This window comes from Streptomyces sp. NPDC023527 (genome assembly GCF_055560115.1).
Genome location: NZ_JBVHJJ010000012.1, coordinates 83,491 through 105,931, shown reverse-complemented (window position 1 = coordinate 105,931; position 22,441 = coordinate 83,491). Strand labels below are relative to the sequence as shown.

Sequence of the window (22,441 nt, the reverse complement as noted above, 5' to 3'; positions counted from 1 at the left end):
CGGCAGCCCTCCGGTTCCCCGTCGGCGACCGGAAAAGATCCGGCGGCAGGCTGCCTCCGCCAGGGCCTCGATCAGGTGCCGACGTAGGCCGCGAGGTGTTCGCCGGTGAGGGTGGAGCGGGTGGCGACGAGGTCGGCCGGTGTGCCCTCGAAGACGATCCGGCCGCCGTCGTGGCCGGCGCCGGGGCCGAGGTCGATGATCCAGTCGGCGTGCGCCATGACCGCCTGATGGTGCTCGATGACGATGACCGACTTGCCGGAGTCGACGAGCCGGTCGAGCAGGCCGAGCAGCTGCTCGACATCGGCGAGGTGCAGGCCGGTGGTCGGCTCGTCGAGGACGTAGACGCCACCCTTGTCGGCCATGTGGGTGGCCAGCTTGAGCCGCTGCCGCTCGCCGCCGGACAGCGTGGTGAGCGGCTGGCCGATGGTGAGGTAGCCGAGTCCGACGTCGGTGAGCCGGGACAGGATCTTGTGCGCGGCCGGGATGCGCGCCTCGCCGTCGGCGAAGAACTCCTCGGCCTCGGTCACCGACATCGCGAGCACCTGGCTGATGTCGCGGCCGCCGAGGCGGTATTCCAGCACCGACGCGTCGAACCGCTTCCCCTGGCAGTCCTCGCAGACGGTTTCGGCGCCGGCCATGATCCCCAGGTCGGTGTAGATGACGCCGACGCCGTTGCAGGTGGGGCAGGCGCCCTCGGAATTGGAGCTGAACAGCGCCGGCTTCACGCCGTTGGCCTTCGCGAACGCCTTGCGGATCGGGTCGAGCAGCCCGGTGTACGTGGCCGGGTTGCTGCGCCGGGAGCCGCGGATGGGTGCCTGGTCGACCGACACGACGCCCTCGGAGGAGGGGACGGAGCCGTGGATCAGCGAGCTCTTTCCGGAGCCGGCGACGCCGGTGACGACACAGAGGACGCCGAGCGGGACGTCGACGTCGACGTCCTGGAGGTTGTGGCGAGTGGCGCCGCGGACTGGCAGCCGGCCGGTGGGCGTCCGCACCTTCTCCTTGAGGGCGGCCCGGTCGTCGAGGTGGCGGCCGGTGAGGGTGCCACCGGCCCGTAGCCCTTCGAAGGTGCCCTCGAAGCAGATGGTGCCGCCCCCCGTGCCGGCGCCGGGGCCGAGGTCGACGACGTGGTCGGCGATCGCGATCGTCTCCGGCTTGTGCTCGACGACGAGCACGGTGTTGCCCTTGTCCCGCAGCCGGAGCAGCAGCTCGTTCATCCGCTGGATGTCGTGGGGGTGCAGACCGATGGTGGGCTCGTCGAAGACGTAGGTGGTGTCGGTGAGCGGGGAGCCGAGGTGGCGGATCATCTTGACGCGCTGCGCTTCGCCGCCCGACAGCGTGCCCGCGGGCCGCTCCAGCGACAGGTAGCCGAGCCCGATCTCGACGAACGAGTCGAGGGTGTGCAGGAGCTTGCCGAGCAGCGGCGCGACCGACGGCTCGTCGAGGCCGCGGATCCATTCGGCGAGGTCCCTGATCTCCATCGCGCACGCCTCGGCGATGTTGATCCCCTCGATCTTCGACGACCGGGCTTCTTCGGCGAGCCGGGTGCCACCGCAGTCGGGGCAGGCGGTGAACGTCATCGCCCGCTCCACGAACGCGCGGATGTGCGGCTGGAGCGCGTCGATGTCCTTGGACAGCATCGACTTCTGGATCTTCGGGATCACACCCTCGTACGTCAGGTTGATTCCGTCGACCTTGATCTTGGTCGGCTCCTTGTGGAGGAGGTCGTGCAGCTCCTTCTCGGTGAACTCGCGGATCGGCTTGTCCGGGTCGAAGAAGCCGCAGCCGCTGAAGATGCGGCCGTACCAGCCGTCCATGCTGTAGCCGGGGATCGTGAGCGCACCCTCGTTGAGCGACTTGGAGTCGTCGTAGAGCTGGGTGAGGTCGATGTCGGAGACCGTGCCCCGGCCTTCGCAGCGCGCGCACATGCCGCCGTGGTAGACGGCCTTGCGCACCGTGATCCGCTCGCCCTTGCCCTTGTCGACGGTCATGGAGCCGCTCGCCGTCCGCTTCGGGACGTTGAACGCGAAGGCGGTGGGCGGGCCGATGTAGGGCTTTCCGAGCCGGCTGAAGAGGATGCGCAGCATCGCGTTGGCGTCGGTGGCGGTGCCGACCGTGGAGCGGGGGTCGGTACCCAGCCGCTGCTGGTCGACGATGATCGCGGTCGTCAGCCCTTCGAGTACGTCGACCTCGGGCCGCGCCAGTGTCGGCATGAAGCCCTGCAGGAAGGCGCTGTAGGTCTCGTTGATCAGCCGCTGCGACTCCGCGGCGATCGTGCCGAACACCAGTGAGCTCTTGCCCGAGCCGGAGACGCCGGTGAACACCGTCAGCCGACGCTTCGGGATCTCGATGCTGACGTCCTTGAGGTTGTTCACGCGCGCGCCGTGCACGCGGATCACATCGTGGCTGTCGGCAACATGCGGCGCGGGCGACTGTGTGTCCGTTCTCGTGACCCTACTCATCATGTCTCCCTCTGTGACGCGGGGCCGCCGGTCTCCGTCGGCCGGCTCGATCCAACCACCCTCGAACAGTTGTCCGCTCCCCTTTCGCTTCTCCTCGTGCTGCCTCTGAGCGCGCTCATCGATCCTGAAGCAGCCCGAGGACGTTGCCGTCGGGATCGGTGACCGTGGCCACCAGGCGTCCGCCACCGACATCGTGCGCGGGCTCCTTCACGGTGGCACCCGCGGCCGTCACCTCGGCCAGCTTCGCCTCGAGGTCCGGCACATGCCAGTAGGCCACCGGTGAGGTCATGCCCGGCGATCCACCGCCCGGCACCAGCCCGATGTGCTGACCCCCGGCCTCGAAGCCGACGTAGTAGGACTCGTCGGTCTGCGGCGGTACGCCGAGCAGGGCGGCGTACACCTCCTTGGCCGTCGCCAGGTCGGAAACGGGGTGCAGCACGGTCTTGATTCCCTGGGTGGAAGAGCCGGTCATGGTGACTCCTGAGGTCGTGGGTCCGGTCGGGACAGTCTGGCTCAATGACGAACGGGAGGCCCGGAAATCGACAGCCCCACCTTGGTCGAGCTCCACTAAGGTCTGTGTCATGAAGTGATGACACGCCCCGGCGCATCCCCCTGAGACCGTCCGAGCCTCTGCTCCGGCGTTCCTCCGGTGTGCCCGCATCGCCCGTCATCCACTTCGCACGATCGGACCTCTTATGACCGACGACACCTTCCTCGACCATGTCGCCGACCGGCTCGCATCCCTGCCCGCCGTCCATGCGGTCGCCCTCGGCGGCTCGCGTACCCAGGGCACCCACACTCCCGACAGCGACTGGGACTTGGCCGTGTACTACCGGGGTGGATTCGACCCCGCCGACCTGCGCGCCGTCGGCTGGGACGGCGAGGTATCCGAAATCGGCGGCTGGGGCGGCGGCGTCTTCAACGGCGGAGCCTGGTTCACGATCGAAGGCCGGCACGTCGATGTCCACTACCGCGACCTCGACATCGTGGAACACGAACTCGCCGAGGCCCGGCGGGGCCGCTTCCACTGGGAGCCGCTGATGTTCCACCTCGCGGGCATCCCCAGCTCTCTGGTGGTCGCCGAACTCGCCGTCAATCGGGTGCTGCGCGGCACCCTGCCGCGCCCCGAGTACCCACAGGCACTGCGCGAGGCGGCCCCGAAGATGTGGCGTGACCGGGCGGCCATGACCCTCCAGTACGCCAAGGGGTCGTACGTCCGGCGTGGCCAGGTCACCGAGTTCGCGGGTGCGGTGGCCACCGCCGCCATGCAGACGGCGCATGCGGTGTTGGCGGCGCGCGGTGAATGGGTCACCAACGAGAAGCGGCTCCTGCGGCGGGCCGGCCTGCGAGGCGTCGACGCGGTCGTGGCCGGGCTGCGGCCGGAGCCCGAGGCCCTGACCCGGGCGATCGCCGAGGTCGAGAGGCTATTCGAGGTCGCTGTTTGAGAGGTGGGCCGCGGGGTGGTGCGGAGGGGAACGCCCTCGCCCCCACCCCGCGGCCTTCGAGTCACGGAACGTTGGTCTCCGACATGCGAGCCCCGCATCGGCGACAGTAGCCACAGCGAGGGGCGGAGCCCAGGCGCGGGAGACCCATCGTCACAGAGCCGGGCAACGCGCTGGACAGTACGTTAGGGTGGTGCGCCGTCGGGGTAGCCGACCTCGGTGGAGGGGAGACCCGCCGCCGAGTCCGGGGCGGACGTGTTTGCTCTGGATATGGAGAGCCCGCCGCGGGGATCCGGACCCCGCGACGGGCGAGCCGAGGTGTTGGCCGCACGGGGCGTATTGGCAGTACGCCCCGCCGGTCAGCCTCTACCGATCATCGCCAGGGACAGAGCGGTCATGGCCGCCAGCAATTCCACCCACGGTGTCACCGCACTGGCCACACTCCGTACCCGGTCCCAGTCGACCGGCGTTCTCGGCTTCCTGTGCTGCACCATTTTGTGCGCCTTTCCTCGGGCCGGAGACTCGCCGAACGGTGAGGCCCCAGAAGGGCCCTCGGACACGGCAGCGCTACCGGCCCCGCCCGAGACCCCTGGCTGAGGCCCCGATCGTGACGAGCTGACCCAAGGTCAGTGCTGATGCGGCACGAAGGGAATGTATCCGTCGAAGCACCCGAATGCGTCGCATTTGGAGGATGAACGTCGGCGAGCCCCCTCATCTGTATGAGTGGTGACCGGTCGGAGGGACCCGAGAACGCCGGATTCGCCGGTCGCTTCCTGAACCACCCGAGGGTCAACACGGCGAAGTCTCCAACCCCCACCAGGGCGTACACCGCGAAACGTGTGGCCCCCCACGAATGCCCTCCGCACCGCCGCCGGAATGCGCGCCATGTGATCGCGGTTGTATCCGATCATGAACTACACGGCCGGCCGCGAACACGACGACAGACACGTAGGCGACCACGAAGTGCCCACCATCCAGCGGAAGTTCCTCTTCCTGCTCGGCAGCGCCCGCATCGGCGGCAACACCGAGACGCTCGCCCGCGAGGCCGCCGCCCAGCTCCCCTCCACCGTGGAGCAGCGGTGGCTGCGGCTGCGTGACCTCCCGCTGCCCGCCTTCGACGACCTGCGACACGCCACGGACCCTCACACGGGCAACCCCACTCGCCCTCTCCCCACCGGCAACGAGCGGATCCTGCTGGAGGCCACGCTCGAGGCCACCGACCTCGTGATCGCCTCGCCGCTCTACTGGTACAGCGTGTCGGCCGACACCAAGCTCTACCTCGACTACTGGGGAGGGTGGCTGCAGCTGCGCGAAGAGCTGCGGTTCAGGGCCCGGATGCGCGGCAAGACCATGTGGGCGGTCACCACGACCAGCCACCAGGACTCCGCGAAGGCCGACCCGCTGCTCGGTACGCTCCGCCTCTCCGCGGAGTACATGGGTATGGAATGGGGCGGCGACCTGGTCGGGTACGGCAACCGCCCGGGCGACATGCACGCGGACACGGCCTCCCTCGTCGCCGCGAAGAGCCTTTTCGACGTCGGCCTGTGACGTCCCGCGAAACGCCTCCGGCGTCCGCCCGGTCCCGCGCGTGACCTCGGTCGGCCGGGCCGTTATCCGCGCTCGGCCGCGACGGTGCCGGCGGTGCCGGCGTGAAGGACGGCGGGGGTGTCCATGTCGATCGAGGCCGTGGTGATGGCTTCGTCCAGGACGTCGCGGGAGCGGATCAGGTCGGTGATCATTCGATCGATGCGGTCCCGTTCCGTGGTCAGCTCGGTGACCAGCCGCGCGGTGGCGATCTCGGAGGGGCCGCCATCCGCATCCCGCATACAGGGAAGCAGCTGCGCGATCTTCTTGCTGTTGAGCCCCGCGGCGTAGAGCGCCTGGACGCGGATGACCCGGTCGACCGCCCACTCGCCGTAATGCCGTTGACCACCCGGGGTGGGCTCGGCCCGCAGCAGCCCCTGAGTGGGAGATGACCGTCGAGGACATCCGTTCCACCGTGGCCGATTTCGCCGCCGCCGCCCGCAACGCCATTGACGCCGGCTTCTCCGGGGTGGAGGTGCATGCCGCCAACGGCCACCTCCTGCACCAGTTCATGGCAGCGAACACCAACCACCGCACCGACGCCTACGGCGGCTCGGTCGCCGGCCGCATCCGGTTCGCCGTCGAGGTGGTACGGGCGGTCGCCGAGGCCATCGGCTCCGAGCGGGTGGGCCTGCGCATCTCCCCGGGAGTCACCGTCAACGGCATCGACGAGGGCGACACCGAGAGCATCTACCCGGCGCTCATCGAGGCACTGGCGGACGCCGGCCTGGCCTACCTGCACCTCGTGTTCGCCGACCCGGACCAGCCCCTCTTCCAGGACATCCGGAAGTCCTGGCCGGGCACGCTGATCGCCAACCCGGTGCTGGGCTGGGGAGAGCCCCTGCCCGCCGACGGCGGCAAGCGGGCGGGCGAGCGGCTGCTGGACGCGGGAGCCGACCTGATCTCCTTGGGCCGCGCGTTCCTGGCCAACCCTGACCTGGTCGAACGGCTGCGCATCGGCGCACCGCTCAACCAGGTACGCGACCAGCACATGATGTACGTGGGAGGGGAGACCGGCTACACCGACTATCCCGTGCTGGCCGCCGCCCAGCACCGGGCGGAGACGCTCGAGCTCGTCGGATCATGACCACCTCAAGCCTCGGGCCGCCCGGTCGATACGTAAGTTCGGCTTCGGCGGACCGTTGGCGTCATGGGTGCCGGTGCGTGCCGTGCGGGGGCGAAGCGTCGTTGAGCGTAAGAAGGCATTTTGGGCCAATCGCGCGCTGTTCAAAGAAAGGGACGCACGATGCGTCTTATCCGCCGGGTCGTCGTTGTTCTCCTCGGCCTCACCCTGACCCTGACCGCCCACGCGGGCGCGGCATACGCCGCGAAAGGCCCGTTCAGCTGGCTGGGCCCCAAGGGCAGGCCGTTCTTTGTCGAGAACCTGCCCGACGGCCGATGCTTCACGATGAGCCAGGAAGCACACGGCGCCCGCAACGGAACCGGCACCCCGGCCACGATCTTCGCCGACAAACAGTGCAAGAAAAAGGCACTCCGCCTCGCCCCCGGACAACAGGCACCCCGCAGCACGCCTTTCTCCAGCGTCCGCTTCGGCGCGCACTGAGTCGCCGGCGTCGGTGAGCCGGCCGCCGAAGCCGCCGTTCAGCCCTTCCGCTTCGTGACCGCGTCCGCGATCCGCAGCGTCATCCTCAACTGGCTGCCGTCCCGGTGGGTCGGATTGAACGAGTACACGACGCGCCGCTGCTGGTCGCGCGTGGCGACCATCGCGGAGTTGTAGCCGTACCGCTCACCGGTCTTGCCCCACAGCGTCACGCCGTTCACGGTGACCGTCTGCAGGCCCACGCCATAGCGGGCCGGGCCGCCGTCGACCATCCGCACATCCGCCGAGGGCAGCGTGAACATCTTCTCCAGCTGAGCCTTGGGCAGCAGCTTGCCGGAGAAGAGCGCGGACATGAAGCGGTCCAGGTCCCCGGTCGTGGAGATCATCTCTCCCTCGCCCCAGGCCTCGGACTGCCCGTACTCCGTGACATCCCTCAAAGCGCCGTCCGACATGGCGAGATAGCCGTGCACGTGCGGGCCGTGGAGCTTCGGGTCGTTGCCGGGGACGGACGTGCGGTCGAGGCGCAGGGGGCGCAGGACGCGCTTGCCGATCTCCTCGCCATACGGGCGTCCGGTCACCTTCTCGATGAGCATCGCGGCCAGCACATAGTTGATGCCCCGGTACTCCTGCTTGGTGCCCGGCTGGAACTTCATCGGACCGTGGCTCACCGTGGCCACCAACTGCTCCGGCGTCCAGCGATCGTAGCGGTGCCGCAGGATGTCCTCCGGCGTCTTGATGTCCGGAACGTCCGGGCCGCTCTCGGCGGGCAGGCCGCTGGTGTGGTTGAGCAGCTGGGTGGCCGTGATCGGCGGGAACTCGGCCGGCAGCACACCGGGCAGGGAGCGCTGGATCGGCGCGTCCATGTCCAGCTTGTGCTCCGCGGCCAGCTGGAGCACCACGGTGGCGACGAAGACCTTGGTGATGCTGCCGATCCGGAACTTGTCGTCCGCCCGTACGGGCCGCCCGGTCCGGATGTCCGCGACGCCCGAGGTGCCGTACCACTGGCCGGCCGAGCCGCTGACCCGTACCTGTGCCGCCGTCAGCTGCGGATCGTGGAGGTTGGAGATGGCCGCCCGCAAAGCCTGGGGGTCGAGCGGCGGAACCGCCGGGGCGGAGGGGGTGCTGCCCGCGCTCGTGGCGGCCATGGCGCCGCTCGCCGGCAGCCCCACGGTCATGAGCAGCGAGCCGGCCAGGGCGGTTCCGAGGAGAGCCCGGCGGGAGAGGAACGAGGATGAGGAAGTCATGTCGACCATGCTTTCCCGCCGCCCCCGCACCGCCATCCGGGTCGCACCCCCACCTGCCCCTGAGCCGCCCCCGAGACGCGTTGGGGGGTGACCCTTACTCCCTGGGTCGACCGACCAGCGAGCGTCCTGCCGGTCGCACCGGCCAAACCGGTCACACCGATCACACCGGCAAGGGATGGCCTGGAATGGGCCGGGCCTAGAGTGGTGGAATGCTCCTGCCTGCCGACCGGTCCGCCCTCGACCTGCTCGACGCCCACCTGGAAGCCCTCTGGTACGGAACGAGGCCCCCGCTCCCCGAGGGTCCCGCGGGCCTCGTCACGGACGGGGCGGGCGAGCTCGTCCACTGGGCCCTCGACCGGCTCCGGAGCATCCCCCTCGAACCGAAGGACGACTTCCTCCGCCGAGTCGGCAGCCTCCTGGAGGAGTTCCGCAGCCGCCGCTGCGCCTGGAACGCGGCGGCACTGCGGCTGCTCGGCGACCCCTACACCTTCGCGGCCACCGGCCCCCGCCGGCACCAGGACTGGGCGTACGACGTCCTCGCCGTGCTGCACCGTTCCGTCGACGATCCCCGCGGCTGGGTCCGGCTGGACGGCGACCACACCAAAACCACCCGCTACGGGTTGTCCGCGTACCCCTTCGACCCGCCGGCCGCGTCGCGGTTCCCCGACCACCTCTACCCCCTGGAAGCACAAGCGGCCCTCGCCGCGCTCGCCATCATGGCCGAGGAGTGGCAGGCGGAACCCGCCCCCGTACGCTCCCGCCCGGACCGCGACGCCGTCCTGGCGGACGCCCGAACCCTCCTCGACCGGTACGGCCCCACCGCGCGCTACTGGACCAACGCGACGGCCGCCGCCGGCGACCCGGCCCCGGACTTCCTCACGGCGGGCCTGCAGGGCACCCGCTCCCATTCCTTCCTCACCTCCGCCTACCTCGGCGGCCTCGACCTCTTCGAGGACCTGGGCCTGATCGTGGTGAGCGACGACGAGGTGGGCGTCTTCTGGTCCATCGGCGCGTACTGACATACGGCTGACGTACAGTTCGGCCATGACACCCACGACGCCCGCCAAGGCCCCCCACCCGGCGGCCCGGTGAGCCGCTTGTGGGCCTACCTGGAGGAGCGGACCCGCCAGGAGGTCGACGCGAACGTGCTGCGCGACCGCCGGATGATGGCGACCAAGGTGGTGTGGGAGGCCCTGCGCCCGCTGGAGTTGGGCCTGTACGAGGCGGAGCAGGTGGTCCACGCGCGCTACGAGGCCCTCGCGGACCGCGTGCGGCACACTCCGCCCGATCCGCTCGACCTCCCCTCGCTCTCCTCCCGCGCCGCGGCTCTCCCGGGCCGGGTGGTCGCGGTCGAGGCTCTCTGGGACGGCGACACCGTCCACGACTGGTTCGTGCAGGTGGTCGCCGTCCTGGACGGCCCGGCCGGGGAAGGCCACCTGGCGTTCGTCTACCACCGCCCGGGCGGCCCCCCACCGGCCGCCGTCGCCGCCGAGGCGGGCCGGGCCCTGGCCGACCACCTCGCGGTGCCCTTCCACTTCGCCTCCCCGGACGTCCCCGACGACGAGGCGCCGCGCTGGCGGACAGCGTAGGAAGCAGAGTGTCGGTCACTCGCCGAGCCGACCGACCGCTTCGGGGACCGTGCAATCCCTCCTATGTCGGCCGTGGACAGGAGGACAGGACAGCTAGCGCGGAGTGCTGTCGTCGGCCTTGAACGGGCCGCCGTGGCCGGGCACGATCAGGTCGGCGGCGGCCAGCACGCGAAGCCGGGAGGCGCGCAGTACCTCGCGGTCCGGGGCCACGGGGTCGTCCGCCGGTCCGTCCGAGTGCCACCACAGGTCGCCGGCGAACGCCACCACGCCCGAGTCCGTGCCGGCCAGCAGGGTGATGTCCTCGGGGCTGTGTCCCGGGGTGCGGATCAGCCGTAGTGACGGGGTGAGTTCGTAGCCCTCCGCGTCCCGGTTCGTCCACTGGTCGCCCACGTACTCCACCTTGTGGTCGTGGACCCGAGCCCGGCCGAACAGGCCCACGTTCATGGTGTTGTCCGGGTGGTGGTGGCTGAGGACCACGTCGGTGATGTCGTCGGGCCCGAGACCCAACTCCGCGAGCGGGCCGAGGATGTCGTCGCGGCTCGCCACCATGCCCGGGTCGAAGATCACATGCCGGCCGGCGTCGGAGACGTACGAGACGGTGGCGGCGACGCCGGGACCGGTGGAGCCGACGTAACCGGTGGTCAGGATCGTGTACACGGCGCTGCGGCCGAGCGGTGCGTCTGTCATGACCCCCATCCTTCAGGGCCGGCCAGCCGCTCACGAGTGGCACGACTGCCACTGATCGCAGGATACGTGCCACACTGCGCCCATGCCTTCTTTCGCGACCGTCGCCGCCTATGCCCCGCCCGGAGTCGGCATGCTCGCCGTCGGCATCGTCACCGAGGTGTTCGGTCCGCACGGGGAGGGGCTGCCCGGCTTCGACTTCACCCTGTGCACCGACCGGCCCGGGCCGGTAGCCACCGACCTCGGCGTGCCGCTCACCATCACGCACGGCCTGGACCGGCTGGCCGCCGCGGATCTGGTGATCGCCCTGCCATGGGCCGGTTTCCGCACCCCGCCCGGTCCCTCCGTGCTCGACGCGCTGTCGGCCGCACACGAACGAGGTTCGCTGGTCGCCGCCCACTGCGTGGGCACGTTCGCGCTCGCCGCCGCCGGGCTGCTCGACGGCCGACGCGCCACCACTCACTGGCGGTTCGCCGAACTGCTGGCCCGCCGCCACCCGGCCGTCACCGTCGAACCCGACGCCCTCTACATCGACGAAGGACGGATCATCACGGGCGCGGGGGCCGCCGCGGGCTCCGATCTGTGCCTGCACCTGCTGAGGCGGGAGTACGGAGCCGCGATGGCCAACGCCGTCGCCCGGGACATGGTGCTGCCCGCCCACCGCGACGGCGGGCAGGCGCAATACCTGGCAGCCCCCGTCCCCGAGGACTGTCAGGACGAGCGTCTCGCCGAGGTGCTCGGCTGGGCCCGAGAGCACCTCCACGAACCGCTTCCCGTCGCGGAGCTGGCCCGGCGCGCCGTGATGAGCAAACGCTCCTTCGCCCGCCGCTTCGCCGCCGCCACCGGCACCACCCCGCACGCCTGGCTCCGCGGCCTTCGACTGAGCAGCGCCGAGGAACTCCTGGAGACCACGGACCTGCCGGTCGAGGAGATCGCCCGCCGCGTCGGATACGGAAGCGCGGCCGTCCTGCGCGAACAGTTCGTGCGCCGCCGGGGAGTGCCACCCCGCTCGTACCGCCGCTCCTTCACCAACACTCCGTAACGGACAGGGCGGACCGGGTGAGTCGACACGTTCGACGACCACGGGTTCCTGGCGGCGGTGCAGCAGCACAAGCACGTCGCCCCGGCCTGACTGCCGGGCCCATGCGCGGTGGCGTCAATGGGCCTTGAACGCGGTGGGCCCAAGACGCGATAGCAACGGCGATTCACGCGTCGGCCTGCGCCAGGGCCGGGCGTGCGGCAGCGAGTCCCGGGGCGGTGCCCCGGGGCTCGCTTTTTGTTCTGCCGCAGGCATATTCCTGCGCTGCCGACGTGAAAATCCCCTGCCCGGACGGGAAGACCGTGGCGGCCCCGCCCAACGACTGGCCTATCCGGTAATCGTCTTTTACCCCTGAACGGGTGGGGGTTGGGGTACGGCGTGGACCACCGCCCCCTGAAGCGCCGGGATCGCCGCCGGACAGTGGCCTCTACCACCCCCGTAGTCCGCGCCGCACGGCACATCTGAAGTGATATGTGCTGGTCACGGGCGTCCAATGCGAGGCGCCGAGGGGTACGAGGACCTCACGGGGGCGCCTGGGTCAGTCAGTCGACCAGGCAGGCTATCGCCCATACGGGGTGGCTGCCGGGGGTTTCAAATGGAAAATTCCTGGTGCCTGGGTAGGTGCGAAAGTACACACGTTCCCCGGCCGGGCCGATATTCGCCACCATGTTCGCAGTGTTTTGGTCAGACGATTTGACCGGCTGTTGGAAACAGGAGTAGCAATCGCTCTGCGCCGGAGACCTTCCTGGTGTTTCCTCCGCCCAGCCGCGTCATTTCGGTACGACCCATTTCCCTTCCGTGCGGCCTCAGCGCCGCGCCTCCCCCCTTTCGGTGAAGGAGCGTTTATGTCTTCTGCACGCACTCGCGTGGCCGCAGCCCTGGTGGCCGCCGCCGCATCCGCAGTGGTCTTCGGTCAGGCGTCGGTCGCCCTGGCCGACGACCACCACGGCCACGGTGGCCCGGTCCTGATCATGTCCCCGGCCCCGGGCAAGATCACCAAGGAGCGCAAGGTCACGGACACCTACCAGTACGACCCGAAGGCGTCCGGATCCGCTTCGGAGGAGCAGCCCCCGCCGCCCGGCGGCTCCACCCCGCAGCCGGAGCCGGGTCCGCTCACCAGCGCCAAGGACGCCGTCAACTCCACCGCGCAGTCAGCCATTTCCGGAGCCTCCAGCACCGTGGACTCCGCGCTGAAGTAGTCCGGACATCCGCTGACGGCATGCGATGCCGCTCCCGGCCGGCCAACAGGCCGGCCGGGAGCGGCGCTTTGAAGGAGATGGACACATGAAGGACCCGACGAATCCCTTGAGTGGTCACAAGGGCGGTCGAAGCCGTATGGGCACGGCCGCCGCCGTACTGGCCTTTACGGCACCGGTGCTCGGGCTGCCGGGCACGCCGTCGGCCGAGGCGGCACCGGCCCACGGGCAGGCCGTCTTCGACGAGCCCGGCGCACAGACGTGGAAGCCGCCGGCCGGGGTCACCAAGGTGACGGTCCACCTGTGGGGCCCCGGTGGCGGCGGGGGCGGCGGTGCGGCCGGCGGCGGCGGAGGCGGCGGCGAGGCGTTCACCGCGCCGGCTCCGGGCGGCGGCGTGGGGGGTGCGGGCGAAACCGGCGGCGGGGGCGCCGGCGGCTCCAGTGGCGGTGGGGGAGGCGGCGGCTCGTACATCACCTGCACACTGACCGTGGACGACCCCGCCGACACCTACCGAGTGCTCATCGGCCGTGGTGGCCGGGCAGGTGACGGCGCCGCGGGCGGCAAGGGCGGCGCGGGCGGCACGGGCCACTTCGGCCGTGACGGAAAGAACGGCTCCACCGGGCGCAACGGCAGTAACGGCGGCCGGGGAACGCTGACGCGGTTCGGCGAGGCGGAGGGCGGCGACCTCAGCGAGCTCACATGGGTGGCCACAGCGGCCGGAGGCGGCGCCGGACAGCGGGCCCAGGGCGGACACGGCGGAGCCGGAGGCGGAAGCTCCGAGAACCCGGGAGGCAGGCCCCGCCCCGGCGCGAACCGCTCCTTGAGCACCCTCGCGAGCGCTTGCGACGGGAAGCAGAAGCAGACACTCGACGGTCAGGGCGGCCGACGAGGCGAGGCAGGCACCAAGGGCGGCGGAGACGGACGCGGCGGCCGCGGGGGCAACAACAAGCTCCGCTGCGAAGACGACGGTTCCGGACTCTACTGCAGCCGCAAAACCGGGCACGGCGCGGGCGGCACCCCGGGGAAGGCCACCGACCCGGCCGGACAGAAGCTGCCCGGCGGCGCGGCGACCGGCGGCACGGGCGGCAACGGCGGCCGCGGCGGAATCGGCGGCCATGGAGGCCAGGGCGGCCTCCCCAACGGCAAGTCCGGCGACACGGGCCAGGACGGCGGCCGAGGCCGTACCGGAGGCAACGGCTACGCCGTCATCACCTGGTAGACGCCGGATCCGGACCGCACGCACCACCGGCGTTCCCTGGATGCGCGGGTTCCGGTGGCCAGGGATCCAGCGGCCGGGCCGAAGCCGACCAGAGCGCCAGGGACGGCCGGCCGGGGCGCAAGGGCCACCAGGGTGGCCAGGGGGAGAACGTGCCGCTCTGGTGCCGTCGAGATCCAGTGGTGAAACATGGACGGTAATCGCACCCAGCGGCACGAAGACCTCTGCCCCTGCCGCCCGGGCGGCAGGGCCGGTCACGACACCGGCCCGACCACCACCACCGCCGGGCCGGTGCGTGGGAGGCCACGCGATCCGGCCGGGCGGTGGGAAGGCCGGTCAGGCGAGGGAGACGAGGTCGCGGTAGTCCTCGCTCCACAGGTCCTCGTCCGAGTCCGGCAGCAGCAGGACACGGTCTGGGCGCAGGGCGTCGATGGCACCCTCGTCGTGGGTGACCATCACGATGGCGCCGGGGTAGGAGCCGACCGCGGCCAGGACCTCGCCGCGGGAGGCAGGGTCGAGGTTGTTGGTCGGCTCGTCCAGCAGCAGCACGTTCGCGCCGGAGTGGACCAGCCCGGCCAGGGCCAGGCGCGTCTTCTCCCCTCCGGAGAGAACCCCGGCCGGCTTGTCGGCGTCGTCGCCGGAGAACAGGAACGCACCCAGCACACGCCGAACCTCACCACCGGTCAGATGCGGCGCCGCGGCGGCCAGGTTCTGCCGGACCGTGCGATCCCGGTCCAGGGTGTCGTGCTCCTGGGCGAAGTACCCCAGGCGCAGCCCGTGCCCGCGCACCACACGGCCGGAGTCCGGCTGTTCCGCGCCGGCGAGGATACGCAGCAACGTGGTCTTGCCCGCGCCGTTGAGGCCGAGGACGACCAGACGGCTGCCCCGATCCACAGCCAGGTCTACGCCGGAGAGCACCCGGTGGTCACCGTAGGACTTGGTCACGCCGACCGCGCCCAGCGGCATCCGCCCGCACGGTTCCGGCTCGGGCAGCCGGATCTTCGCGACCTTCTCCGACCGCCGGACCGGTTCCAGCTCCGCCAGCATCCGATCGGCGCGCCGCGCCATGCTCTTGGCCATGACGGCGGTCGCCGACCGGGCCTTCATCTTGTCCGCCTGCGCGTTCAGCGCCGCCGCCTTCCGCTCGGCGTTCGTACGCTCCCTGGCGCGGCGCCGCTCATCGGCCTCCCGCTGGGCGAGGTAGGCGCTCCAGCCGGTGTTGTAGAAGTCGATGGTCGCGCGGGTGGCGTCCAGGTGGAACACGCGGTTGACGACGTCGGCCAGCAGCGACGTGGCATGGCTGATCACGACGAGGCCGCCGGTGTGACCTTGGAGGAAGGTGCGCAGCCAGGCGACGGAGTCGGCGTCGAGGTGGTTGGTCGGCTCGTCCAGCAGCAGCGTGCCCTTGTGTCCGGCGAACAGGATGCGCGCCAGTTCGACGCGGCGGCGCTGGCCGCCGGAGAGCGCGCCGACCGGCTCGGCCAACACCCGGTCGGGCAGCCCGAGGCCCGCGGCCACACGGGCGGCCTCGGCCTCCGCGGCGTACCCGCCGCCGGCCTGGAAGGCCGCCTCGGCACGGGCGTAGGCGTTCATCGCCCGCTCCAGTACGGCGGGGCCCGCCGCGTCGGCCATCGCGGCCTCGGCCGCACGCAGTTCGCGCCGAGCCCGGTCGAGGCCGCGGGCGGACAGGATGCGGTCGGTGACCGTGACGGCGGGGTCGGCGGTGCGGGAGTCCTGCGCCAGGAACCCGACCTGGCCGGTGTGCGTGATGGTTCCGGCCGCCGGTTTCGCCCGCCCGGCCAGGGCGGTCATCAGGGTGGTCTTGCCCGCGCCGTTGCGGCCGACCAGGCCGATACGGTCGCCAGGGGAGACGGTGAAAGAGATGTCGGACAGCAGCAGGCGCGCGCCCGCGCGCAGTTCAGCACCGCGAATAGTGATCATGTGGTGACGCTCCGAGATAGCAAAGGGACACACTTCTGGCGTGGAAGCGGGTCCTGAGCTAGGAAACTCGGGGCGTAGACATGCAGCCACCGTAACCGACACCCGGAAAGCGGCGCATCCCCCGCCGCCCCGGGCGCGGGCCGCCAGTACTGCGGTGGCACCGGCCCCCGCCGCGCCGACGCCTAACCGTCGCTGCCCGCCAAGGCGCGTGTGCCAGGAGCGCAACACTCCCGCAGCACGGCGAGCTCAGCCGCCGGCAGCCGCCGGGAGGCGCCCCGGCGGCTGCCGTCGAGGCGGGCACTCCCGGCGTCGAGCCATTGCGGGAGCGGTTCGACGCCGATGAAGTCCGCCAGTCGCGTCAGCTCCTTGCGGGGCTCGTCGATCAGGTCCTCGTAGGCGAGCGTGGCCCGCATCGATGCGGGCACCCCGCTGAGATGGTCCACGCCCCGGACGACGAGCTCCGACCACAGCGCCCCGAATCCGCTCAGCGGCAGGTCACGGTGGAGCACGAGCGCGGGGTCGAAACGCTCCGCCAGCAACTGCGACAGCTCCGGCGGCAGGGAGAGGACCTGCTCCTCGGTCAGTTCCGCCAAGCGCTCGGCGCCGGTCCGCGCGAGGATGTCCCGCTGCAGGAGGATCAGCCGGTAGCCCGTATGCCGGCTCATGGACAGGGCGCAGTCGGGCCCGTCTCTGAACAGGTGTACGAAGCGCGCCTGTGGGAAGACCCTGCGCAGAAGCGGCACCCGCTCCGTGGAATAGCCGGATCGCTCGACGACCGCCGTGCGCCCGAAGCGCCCGCACAGCAGGCCGAACAGGGCCTCGTAGTGTCCGGCGGCGGTACGGTCCGGCCAGCGGCACACCTGCTTCTCCAGCTCGTCGAACAGCCCGTCCGGATCGTCGGTGAGATGTGGAAGCACCATCAGGGACAGGGCGGGGAGACCGGTGGTCTCCGTCGCGAACCGCCCTGGGCGACGGGTGTAGAGGAACTCCGGCATCGGCACCCCGCTGCGGATCATGCGCTCGAACAGCGGATTGGGGTCGGCGAGCAGCCGCCAGAACTCCCCACCGCCGAGAAGGCCCTCGGGAAAGCCCCGGCTCTGCACCGACGACAGCAACTCGTTGAGACTGAGCACGTCCGGATGCGCGTTGACGATGCCGGACAGCGCGGTCGACCCGCTGCGGCCTGTACCGACGATGAACGTCAGGGTGCGCATGCGGCCATTCTCCTTCGACGACGGACCCTCGTACCGATTGCGAACAGGCTTCCCCGCCATCCCCGCACGACTCCTCCCCGTAAGGCGGGAAGCGTCTTGGCGACCCGCCCGCTCCGGCCGCGCCGGACACCACAGCGCCTTGAAGAGCCCAACGCCTCGCTAAGAGCATGCGGCTTGTTGACCCTCACACCGTGTCAGGCGTTGAACTCGGAGACATCATGTTCACCATCGGAGACTTCGCCCGGCACGGCCGCGTCTCGGTCCGGATGCTGCGTCACTACGACGCGACCGGACTGCTGCGCCCGGCCCATGTCGACCCGGCCACCGGCTACCGCTACTACACGGCCGCCCAGCTGGCCCGCCTCAACCGCGTCATCGCGCTCAAGGACCTCGGTTTCACTCTCCAGCAGGTGCGGGACATCGTGGACGAGAAGATCGGCACCGAGGAACTACGCGGCATGCTCCGGCTGCGGCGCGCCGAGCTGGAGGCCGCGGTCACCGTCGCGGCAGCGCGGCTGGTCCAGGTCGAGGCGAGGCTCCGGTCCATCGAGAACGAGGGACACATGCCAACGAACGACGTCGTCATCAAGAGCGTCCCGGCGATCCGGGTGGCGCAGCTGACCGCGACCGCCGCGAGCTTCGATCCACAGGACATCGGCCCCGTGGTCGGGCCGCTCTACGACGAGCTGTTCCGACGCCTGGACGCGGCGGGCGTCACGCCCGCGGGACCCGGTATCGCCTACTACGAGGACGCCCCGGAGGGCGACGGCAGGATCAGCGTCCACGCCGCCGTCCAGGTCGCGGCCCCCCTCCAGGACGGCGCCTTCCAAGTGCTCGACCTGCCGCCCATCGACCAGGCGGCGACCATCGTGCACCGCGGCTCGATGGACACCGTGCTGCCCACGGCCCAGGCGCTGGCCCACTGGATCGACGGCAACGGGTACCGGTCGGCCGGATACCCCCGGGAGATCAGCCTGGAGTGCCCGGAAAACCGTGACGACTGGGTGACCGAACTCCAGGCACCGGTCACCAAACCCTGACACCTCATCACCTCGGCCCCGGAGAAGACCCTCGCGCGCCGGTCGGCGATCCTTCTCCGGTGGCTGGAGAGGGGATGGGGAGAGTGCGGTGGGCGCGCGCCGAGCGCGGCGGCTCGGCTCCCGCTACCCGCAGTCGCCCAGGACGACCCTCGCCCCAGCGGACTCGTACGCGGCGTACAGCTCGATCAGCTCGACCGGGATGGTCAGCACCGTGAGCCACATGCACAGCTGCACACCGATGTAGGTCACCAGCCCCGGCCACGTCTCCCCGAGACGGGCGCCGTACCGCCGGCGGATCCGCTTGGTGAGCAGCACGCAGACAACCAGTGCCGTTATGCCGAGGGCCAGCCCGATCGACGCGGCGGCGTATTCCGCCTTCGGGAAAGGCATGTGCCGACATGCCTCCTGCTGCCGCTCCGCCCAGTCGTTCTCGATGTCATCCCTGTGCAGGGAAGCGGCCGCCCCGGCAACGCTCATGAGCGGCACCAACAGTGCCGCGATCACCACTTTGGGCGTGAGGGGGCGCGTCCGCGCGGTGACGTCGAGCTCATCGGGTGCGGGGGGAGTAACCATCAGTACCAATTCGGTTCGGGTCGGACGATGCGGTGCGGTGTTCGCCCCCCATTCTCGCTGGGATGTACTGCCTCGCCGTCAGGCGCCCACCAGACGCTTTCCGCGGCTGGCTACGGTGATGCGATGGACTACTGGAATCACAACGTGCACTACCACCCGCTCGTCCTTGGGGCGGTGCCGGACGCGTGCGGCACGGCCTTGGACATCGGATGCGGTGAGGGACTGCTGGCGCGCAAACTGGCTCGGCGCGTCCGGACGGTGATCGGCGTGGACAGCTCCAGCGAGATGATCCGCCTTGCTCGCGAACGCAGCCCGCATTTACACAATGTGTCCTTCGCGGAGGCGGACTTCCTCGACGACTCACCCGGCCTGCTCAAGGAAGGCCAATACGACTTCGCCAGTGCGGTAGCGGTAGTCCATCACGTCGAGTTCTCAAAGGCGATCGAGGCCATGGTCCGCCTGCTCGCGCCGGGCGGGCGCCTGGTGATCATCGGCCTTGCCCGCAACAGGACTCCGCTGGACTGGATCACCAGCGGAGCCGGCGTCCCGGCAGCCCGACTGAACGCCCTTAGCCATGGAGGCAAGACCGACCCGGCCGGTATGCCCCTCCAGTGGCCCACCATGGACTGGGGCGAGGTTCGCCAGGAGGCGGCGCGCCTTCTGCCCGGGTGCCGCTTCCGCCGCCACCTGCTGTGGCGCTACTCGCTCGTTTGGGACAAACCCGCCGAAGGTGCGAGGTGAGTCGAACCCGGACGCATCGCAAATTTTGAAGCGGAGTTTTTCGATTCGCGTTTCGGATTCCGCCCGGCAGCAGTTCAGCGCTTGGGGTAGACGCCTGAGTACGGGGTGGTGGGCCGGGTCGACCGCGGGGTCCTTCTCGTTCCGCGGCGCCGATTCGTAGAGGGCCACGTCGCCGGTCACCCGGGTGGGGAGAGTGACGCCGCTGAGTTCGGTGTGTGCGCCTGTGGCGAGGTCGACGGAGACGGTACGCCACGCGGGGCGCGGAGGTCTCGCGTGGCGTCCGCGGTGTGATTCTTGAGGATGAGGCCCCAGCGATCGGCGGTCATGCCGTCCGCGTCGCCGCCCATCGCCCTGACGTACTCCTCGAAGGTCGCGTGACGTGCCGGCAGCCGGCGCGTGGAGTCGCTCTTGGCGATCTCGCCTCGGTGAGGGCTGCCGATGCGCCGTCGGCGCGCAGCTCTGCGAGGAGGTTGTAGCGGCCCTCTTCCGCCTCTACGCCGACATCACCCGAGAAGCAGCGAACCGGGCCACGCGCTGAAGACGGGCCGGACGGCTGTGAGGAACGCTTACTGCTGGTGCCACCTGTAGTACTGGTGGGAGGGGTCGCAGACCGTCGCTTGCAGAAGGGTGCCGTTTCGCACGCTGGGCGTCGACAGGCAGAGGCCGCTGGAGACGTTCTGCCAGACCTGGTACCAGCCTGAGGGCGGCCCGTTGGGATTGTCCGCGAAGAAGACGCGCCACTGCTGGTTGGCCGCGGCCGCGTTGCAGAACGCCATCGTCACCGTCCCCGACCCCGAGGCCGGCGCGGTGATGCACCGTCCCGTGCGCTGGTTGGTGAAGGTGAACAGGCCGGTCTGAGTGTTGAACCCTTCGAGCCATTTCTGCTCGGAACCACCACTGCACGACCACATATGGAGCTTCGCGGCGTTCTCGGTGGCATTGTCGAGACAGTGGCTCGAGTTCCAGACGTTGATCGGGCTGAAGCCCGCGGCATGCGCGGGTGCACCGGCCACGGAGAGGGCCAGCACCGCCGACACCGCGGTGAGGAGCGCGAACAATCTACGTCGTGTGGGCATGAGCTTCTCCGGTTTCTCACTGGAGACCGGCGGAGAGCCCGAACGGCATCCGGCGGGTGCGGAGGAATGGGTCCGAGCGTCGCGAGTCTTGAGGCTGCCCGCCGAAGTCGCCGGCGAAATCCTCCGGCCGGGCGCCCCGAGTCTCACACCAAGGCTTGTTTCCGGCAATGCGCTTGAGGTCGAATGTCCGATTACCGCAGGGGTTTGATCGCCCAGAAGCCGTCCTTTGTGGAGCTGACGGTCGTGGTGCGTCTGGAGTGGGTCAAGAGGACTACGCGTTTGCGAAAGAAGGGAGGCGACGACCCGGCTCCCATCTGGTGTTCGACCAGGTCGACGTTGGTGGCGCGGCCGTCATTGACACCGGAGTTACAGGTGAGGCGAAGTCGGCGCGGATGGAGTCGACGGCCTTGAATCCCGGCCTGACGCGCAGCACTTCCAGACACCGGCAATCGCGCAGGGGCAGCCCCTCTGGGCGCTGCTCGGCTGGATCGGTGGGACACCGGCGTGACGGTACGGCTCCATGTGGAACAACATCACCGCGCGCACTCCCTCCGGCAAGCACCCGCGGTGTCCTCGGCCTCCCAGCGAAGCAGGTCGCCTGGCTGGCACTTGAGCACCTCGCAGAGCGCAGCGAGCGTCGCGAAGCGCACCGCCTTGGCGCGGCCGTTCTTGAGTACCGCCAGATTGGCGGGCGTGATCCCTACGCGGTCTGCGAGTTCGCCCACGGACATCTTCCGCCTGGCCAGCATCACGTCGATGTCGACGGCGATCGGCATCAGATCACCTCGTCCAACTCGGCCTGCATCTGAGCCGCTTCGACGTCGCGGGCGACGGCCTGGGCGAGCAGCATCCGCAGCACGAGCACGATGAGCGCGACTCCCAGGATGGCCACGCCAATCCCGCCCATGATGAGGGTGACGCCCGGGTCGTCCCGCTGGCCGGGCGCGTTCAGGGCCGTGACCGCGAACCACACGAGAGCTGCCGCAACGATCGCGCCGATGATGACGTCCACGTACCGGAAGGCGGCGTGGGAGAACACGGTTCCGCGTCGCACCATCGTTACCAGTCGCCATACACCGACCAGGGCGACCTGGGCCGTCCCGATGCCCAGGATCGTGATCACGCGCAGCGGGGTCAGCGGGAGCGCCCCGTCCTCCGGGTCGCTCCCGCTGACCAACGCCCACACCATCAATGCCTGTACGAACACGGTGCCGGTGAGCACCACCACGAGCACGGCGCGCAGCGCGCGCACTGTCAGCTTTCCCATGACCTGTCTTCCATCGAACTACGATGGGAATCTATCGAATCTCGATAGATGGCGCAAGGGCTGGGTCGGAGGCCGGGCGGCTGTTTCGCACCATGGCGGGATACCGCCGCCCCCTCCCGCGGCAGGGCGCGATGCGCAGGTTTTCGATCTTGCTGAAGTCGACCTCGCTCAGCCACAAATCGGACGCCATCCGACTACGCCGAAGCCTTGCCCTGGTGAGACCCGCGCCCAAGCTGCTCCTGTTGATCCGTCCAACGCGGACTGTGCGGCGCCAAGGAATTCCCTATGCTCGGCGATGAAGGCCATGCCCTCCGCGTGAATGGCAGCGCCGCGCTCGTCCAGGCCGCCATCCGCTGCCGTGTGTGCCTGCGCGTACTGCCGGACGTCTTCCACCGGGCTGGAAAGGCGAAGCATCAGCCTGTGAGCGGCGTCAGCAATGCCCTCCGGCCCCTCCAGCACCACGGTGTGCCCTGCGCCTTTGCGGCCCATGTCCGCAAGCACGGTGGGTCGTTGAGGCAGTGACGGCTTGAGTGGCTTTCGGCGCCAGTGTGTGCAGCGCGCAGGCTGCGGAG

Annotated in this window: 20 protein-coding genes and 2 pseudogenes; 11 read left to right on the top strand and 11 right to left on the bottom strand. The window is 70.1% G+C overall.

Translation table 11 applies throughout. The annotated features are described in order from the left end of the window. Positions 1-71: 71 nt before the first annotated feature. Positions 72-2,462 carry an ATP-binding cassette domain-containing protein gene (locus tag ACZ303_RS23590; RefSeq protein WP_467342059.1) on the bottom strand — a complete coding sequence of 797 codons (2,391 nt, stop codon included), beginning with the start codon at positions 2,460-2,462 and terminating at the stop codon, positions 72-74. Positions 2,463-2,577: 115 nt separating this feature from the next. Next, a complete protein-coding gene (locus ACZ303_RS23585) occupies positions 2,578-2,934 on the bottom strand; it encodes a VOC family protein (RefSeq protein WP_467342057.1) in 357 nt (118 codons plus the stop codon). A 223-nt stretch (positions 2,935-3,157) separates the two neighbouring features. Between ACZ303_RS23585 and ACZ303_RS23580 the strand changes: the two genes are divergently transcribed. Together ACZ303_RS23580 and ACZ303_RS23575 are read left to right on the top strand one after the other, a co-directional pair. Beyond that, entirely contained in the window at positions 3,158-3,907 is a 750-nt protein-coding gene (locus ACZ303_RS23580) for a nucleotidyltransferase domain-containing protein (RefSeq protein ID WP_467342055.1), read from the top strand. 906 nt (positions 3,908-4,813) lie between these two features. Further along, on the top strand, positions 4,814-5,452 hold the full coding sequence (locus tag ACZ303_RS23575; protein ID WP_467342053.1) for a flavodoxin family protein: 639 nt from the start codon (positions 4,814-4,816) through the stop codon (positions 5,450-5,452). 62 nt (positions 5,453-5,514) lie between these two features. Here ACZ303_RS23575 and ACZ303_RS23570 read toward each other — a convergent pair. After that, positions 5,515-5,868 (bottom strand): annotated as a pseudogene (locus tag ACZ303_RS23570) (MerR family transcriptional regulator); the annotation flags it as partial. 5 nt (positions 5,869-5,873) lie between these two features. Between ACZ303_RS23570 and ACZ303_RS23565 the strand changes: the two are divergent. Both ACZ303_RS23565 and ACZ303_RS23560 read left to right on the top strand, forming a co-directional pair. Beyond that, positions 5,874-6,575: pseudogene (locus tag ACZ303_RS23565) on the top strand (oxidoreductase); the annotation flags it as partial. A 159-nt stretch (positions 6,576-6,734) separates the two neighbouring features. After that, positions 6,735-7,052 (top strand): hypothetical protein, encoded by a 318-nt coding sequence (locus ACZ303_RS23560; RefSeq protein WP_467342051.1) that lies wholly within the window; start codon positions 6,735-6,737, stop codon positions 7,050-7,052. 38 nt (positions 7,053-7,090) lie between these two features. On the opposite strand, the gene ACZ303_RS23555 is transcribed toward ACZ303_RS23560, so the two are convergent. Further along, the gene (locus ACZ303_RS23555; protein WP_467342049.1) at positions 7,091-8,293 is read right to left on the bottom strand and encodes a serine hydrolase domain-containing protein; all 1,203 of its coding nucleotides are present in this window, start codon (positions 8,291-8,293) and stop codon (positions 7,091-7,093) included. Between the two features lie 209 nt (positions 8,294-8,502). On the opposite strand from ACZ303_RS23555, the gene ACZ303_RS23550 reads away from it, so the two are divergent. Both ACZ303_RS23550 and ACZ303_RS23545 read left to right on the top strand, forming a co-directional pair. After that, a complete protein-coding gene (locus ACZ303_RS23550) occupies positions 8,503-9,312 on the top strand; it encodes a hypothetical protein (protein ID WP_467342047.1) in 810 nt (269 codons plus the stop codon). A 69-nt stretch (positions 9,313-9,381) separates the two neighbouring features. Next, a complete protein-coding gene (locus ACZ303_RS23545) occupies positions 9,382-9,882 on the top strand; it encodes a hypothetical protein (RefSeq protein WP_467342045.1) in 501 nt (166 codons plus the stop codon). 93 nt (positions 9,883-9,975) lie between these two features. Here the strand turns inward: ACZ303_RS23545 and ACZ303_RS23540 are convergent, their stop codons facing one another. Then, a complete protein-coding gene (locus tag ACZ303_RS23540) occupies positions 9,976-10,569 on the bottom strand; it encodes an MBL fold metallo-hydrolase (RefSeq protein ID WP_467342043.1) in 594 nt (197 codons plus the stop codon). Between the two features lie 82 nt (positions 10,570-10,651). On the opposite strand from ACZ303_RS23540, the gene ACZ303_RS23535 reads away from it, so the two are divergent. The 3 genes from ACZ303_RS23535 to ACZ303_RS23525 all read left to right on the top strand — a co-directional run bounded on the left by ACZ303_RS23535 (position 10,652) and on the right by ACZ303_RS23525 (position 14,020). Then, positions 10,652-11,608 carry a GlxA family transcriptional regulator gene (locus tag ACZ303_RS23535; protein ID WP_467342041.1) on the top strand — a complete coding sequence of 319 codons (957 nt, stop codon included), beginning with the start codon at positions 10,652-10,654 and terminating at the stop codon, positions 11,606-11,608. A gap of 842 nt (positions 11,609-12,450) precedes the next feature. Beyond that, entirely contained in the window at positions 12,451-12,804 is a 354-nt protein-coding gene (locus tag ACZ303_RS23530; RefSeq protein WP_467342039.1) for a hypothetical protein, read from the top strand. A gap of 85 nt (positions 12,805-12,889) precedes the next feature. Next, positions 12,890-14,020, top strand: a complete 1,131-nt coding sequence (locus ACZ303_RS23525; protein WP_467342037.1) for a hypothetical protein — start codon at positions 12,890-12,892, stop codon at positions 14,018-14,020. A 333-nt stretch (positions 14,021-14,353) separates the two neighbouring features. Here the strand turns inward: ACZ303_RS23525 and ACZ303_RS23520 are convergent, their stop codons facing one another. Together ACZ303_RS23520 and ACZ303_RS23515 are read right to left on the bottom strand one after the other, a co-directional pair. Then, positions 14,354-15,958 (bottom strand): ABC-F family ATP-binding cassette domain-containing protein, encoded by a 1,605-nt coding sequence (locus ACZ303_RS23520; protein ID WP_467342036.1) that lies wholly within the window; start codon positions 15,956-15,958, stop codon positions 14,354-14,356. A 182-nt stretch (positions 15,959-16,140) separates the two neighbouring features. Continuing rightward, complete coding sequence (locus ACZ303_RS23515; RefSeq protein ID WP_467342034.1) at positions 16,141-17,172, bottom strand: sulfotransferase family protein; 1,032 nt, start codon at positions 17,170-17,172, stop codon at positions 16,141-16,143. 218 nt (positions 17,173-17,390) lie between these two features. On the opposite strand from ACZ303_RS23515, the gene ACZ303_RS23510 reads away from it, so the two are divergent. Then, positions 17,391-18,212, top strand: coding sequence for a MerR family transcriptional regulator (locus tag ACZ303_RS23510; protein WP_467342033.1), 822 nt, complete (start codon positions 17,391-17,393; stop codon positions 18,210-18,212). A gap of 123 nt (positions 18,213-18,335) precedes the next feature. On the opposite strand, the gene ACZ303_RS23505 is transcribed toward ACZ303_RS23510, so the two are convergent. Further along, entirely contained in the window at positions 18,336-18,785 is a 450-nt protein-coding gene (locus ACZ303_RS23505) for a hypothetical protein (protein ID WP_467342032.1), read from the bottom strand. 123 nt (positions 18,786-18,908) lie between these two features. Here ACZ303_RS23505 and ACZ303_RS23500 point away from each other — a divergent pair, with 123 nt between their 5' ends. Next, positions 18,909-19,526 (top strand): class I SAM-dependent methyltransferase, encoded by a 618-nt coding sequence (locus ACZ303_RS23500; protein WP_467342030.1) that lies wholly within the window; start codon positions 18,909-18,911, stop codon positions 19,524-19,526. A gap of 566 nt (positions 19,527-20,092) precedes the next feature. On the opposite strand, the gene ACZ303_RS23495 is transcribed toward ACZ303_RS23500, so the two are convergent. From ACZ303_RS23495 to ACZ303_RS23485, 3 genes are all read right to left on the bottom strand, one after another. After that, positions 20,093-20,584, bottom strand: coding sequence for an RICIN domain-containing protein (locus ACZ303_RS23495; protein WP_467342028.1), 492 nt, complete (start codon positions 20,582-20,584; stop codon positions 20,093-20,095). Between the two features lie 551 nt (positions 20,585-21,135). Continuing rightward, positions 21,136-21,378: a helix-turn-helix domain-containing protein gene (locus tag ACZ303_RS23490; RefSeq protein WP_467342026.1), complete on the bottom strand. Its 243-nt coding sequence runs from the start codon at positions 21,376-21,378 to the stop codon at positions 21,136-21,138. Then, positions 21,378-21,869: a DUF2975 domain-containing protein gene (locus ACZ303_RS23485; RefSeq protein WP_467342024.1), complete on the bottom strand. Its 492-nt coding sequence runs from the start codon at positions 21,867-21,869 to the stop codon at positions 21,378-21,380. The genes ACZ303_RS23490 and ACZ303_RS23485 overlap by 1 nt, the downstream gene beginning before the upstream one ends. Positions 21,870-22,441 lie beyond the last annotated feature (572 nt).